This is a genomic window from Xanthobacter autotrophicus, assembly GCF_029991245.1.
GTDB classification, from domain to species: domain Bacteria; phylum Pseudomonadota; class Alphaproteobacteria; order Rhizobiales; family Xanthobacteraceae; genus Xanthobacter; species Xanthobacter autotrophicus_C.
Window position 1 is genome coordinate 1 of the sequence record NZ_JAIVFO010000265.1, and the last position, 2,292, is coordinate 2,292.

3 protein-coding genes are annotated in these 2,292 nt (G+C 69.3%); 1 reads left to right on the forward strand and 2 read right to left on the reverse strand.

All coding sequences use genetic code 11. From position 1 onward, the window contains the following. Nucleotides 1-12 precede the first annotated feature (12 nt). Nucleotides 13-612, forward strand: coding sequence for a gamma-glutamylcyclotransferase (locus K9U41_RS22535; RefSeq protein ID WP_282643076.1), 600 nt, complete (start codon nucleotides 13-15; stop codon nucleotides 610-612). A gap of 201 nt (nucleotides 613-813) precedes the next feature. Here K9U41_RS22535 and K9U41_RS22540 read toward each other — a convergent pair whose 3' ends face one another. Both K9U41_RS22540 and K9U41_RS22545 read right to left on the reverse strand, forming a co-directional pair. After that, nucleotides 814-1,215 carry a hypothetical protein gene (locus K9U41_RS22540; protein ID WP_282643074.1) on the reverse strand — a complete coding sequence of 134 codons (402 nt, stop codon included), beginning with the start codon at nucleotides 1,213-1,215 and terminating at the stop codon, nucleotides 814-816. Nucleotides 1,216-1,248: 33 nt separating this feature from the next. Next, a complete protein-coding gene (locus K9U41_RS22545; protein ID WP_432715849.1) occupies nucleotides 1,249-2,013 on the reverse strand; it encodes a lysophospholipid acyltransferase family protein in 765 nt (254 codons plus the stop codon). Between the last annotated feature and the right edge of the window lie 279 nt (nucleotides 2,014-2,292).

The window sequence follows — 2,292 nt, forward strand, 5'->3', positions numbered from 1 at the left end:
GGCAAGGGCGGTGTGCCGGCGGGCGGGTTGCCCCATCGGGGCGACGTCTGGGTGTTCGCCTACGGCTCGCTCATGTGGAACCCCGGCTTCGCCTTTGCCGAGCGCTGCGAGGCGCGGCTCACCGGCGCGCACCGCACATTGTGCGTCTATTCGTTCCACCATCGCGGTACGCCGGAACAGCCGGGGCTGGTGCTTGGCCTTGACCTCGGGGGCTCCTGCCGGGGCATCGCCTATCGCGTCGCCGCGGCGGACTGGCCGCAGACCCATGCCTATCTCACCGAGCGGGAGCAGATTTCCGGCGTCTATCGGGAGGTGACGCGCCGCATCAGCCTCTTGGACGGGTCCGGTCGCGAGACGCCGGCCGTCGCCTATCTGGTGAATCGCGCCCATCCCCAATATGCGCGGGGCCTGACGCTGCAGGACCAGCTTCACCTGGTGCGGCGCTCCCACGGCAAGTCGGGGCCGAACACGGATTATGTGGTGGCCACGGTGAAGGCGCTGGAGGGGCTGGGCATCCGCGATGCGGCGCTTGCCTTCATCGTCCACCATCTGGCAGGCGGGCATGGCGCGCCGGCGGATCTCCCGGCGGCGGACGAGGACACGCTGCCCTGAGGGGTGGGTCCCTGCTGGGGTGCCGATGGGGCGCCGGGTTCAGCCGTTAGCCCGATCGAAGCGCCGGCGCCCCTCCCCCGCAAGCGGGAGAGGGTTCACCGGGGTGCCCGGTTGCAGCAGCCTACTCTCAAACTGACACACCACCCGAAGCCCTTTGGGCTTGACCAACGGCAAACGAGCGAGATCGCCTTTCCACCGTCCTCAGGCCGCGTGGCGGCGGTCGTTGCGGCAGCGGGGTAGGGTGGCGGAACGGGGGAGCGCAACGGCGGTGCCGCGGTCCATGAGGCGGCGGAGCGCGGATGCCTCCTCATCGCCGAAGACATGGATGTGGATCTCATCCCCCCGCGTGCGCAGCGCGGCGGTCCGCGCCGCCTCGCCGGCGGGGCCGGCCCACATGGCGATGGCGCCTGCCGGCGTGCGCCTTGTGACCACCGCCAGGGCGTCGGGATAATCGGGCGCGGCGTCGGCAGGGTAGACGGAGAATACATGGCGCACGCCGCTCTCGTCGCGCCAGAAGCGGTAGCGCGAGCCGAGGCCGTGCTTCAAACCGTTGAGGTTGCCGGCGTCCACAAGGGGGACGAGGAGCGAATCAGTTGCGTTCATGAGAACGAAACTAGAACGATACCGGGCTCTCGATCAAGAGTTTTCCACAGGCGGTGGAAAACGGGGATCGGGCGTGGTTCCGGTGGGCCGCCGGAGATCGGCGGGAGCTGCCGTACCCAGGTCATTCAACCCTTCCAGGAGGAGGCGCTCGCTGGCCGTTTCGAGGTCGCGTTCGAGGCGCGCCATGAAGGCGGTGCGGCTGAGGCCGGGGGGGATCGGCTCCAGCACCTCCACCAGGATGGTGCCCGGCCGCAGGAGGAACGCCCGGCGCGGCCAGCAGAGCCCGGAATTGAGGGCGACGGGCAGGCACGGCACTTTCAGGGTGGAATAGAGGTAGGCGACGCCGAACTTGTAGTCCGGCGGCGCGCCGGGGGGGCGCCGCGTGCCCTCCGGGAAGATCAGGATCTGCCGGCCCTCGGCCATGTCCGCCTGCGCCCGGCGCGTCATGACCTTGAGCGCGGCCGCACCGCCCGCGCGGTCGATGGGGATCATGCGCAGCTTCGCGGCCATCCATCCGAACACGGGAATGCGCATCAGCTCCTGCTTCAGGATGAAGGCGGGGTCGCGGAACAGCGGCAGAAGCGCGAATGTCTCCCACGCCGACTGGTGCTTGGCGGCGATCAGCAGTGGCCCCTCGGGGATGTGCTCCAGCCCGCGAAACTCGGCCCGGATGCCCACCAGCACCCGCAGCAGCACGCGGTTGGTGGCGACCCACAACAACGCGCCGAATTTCCAGATCAGCCGGCGCGGCAAAATCGGGATCAGGGGCATCAGGACGATGAGATAGAAGGTCGTCATCCCGTAGAACGCGACCTGGAAGAGGAGCGAGCGGAAGGCCGTGAGGACGCCGGTCACGTGGGTCTCCAGTCGCTTGGGTCCGTTTCACCTGGGCCTGCGGCCCGTCGGGCGACGGATCTTGCAGGACGCGGCCACCTGATCGGCGAATCCGCGACCAAACTCAAGGGTAGCGCACCGCAATCAGGGCGAAAGCCGCGCTTCCGCGGGTCGCAAGGCAGCCCCGGTGGTGGGAATGGGCCTTGGGTCCAGCCTGATGAGGGTGGCCGGGGCCGTCGGGGC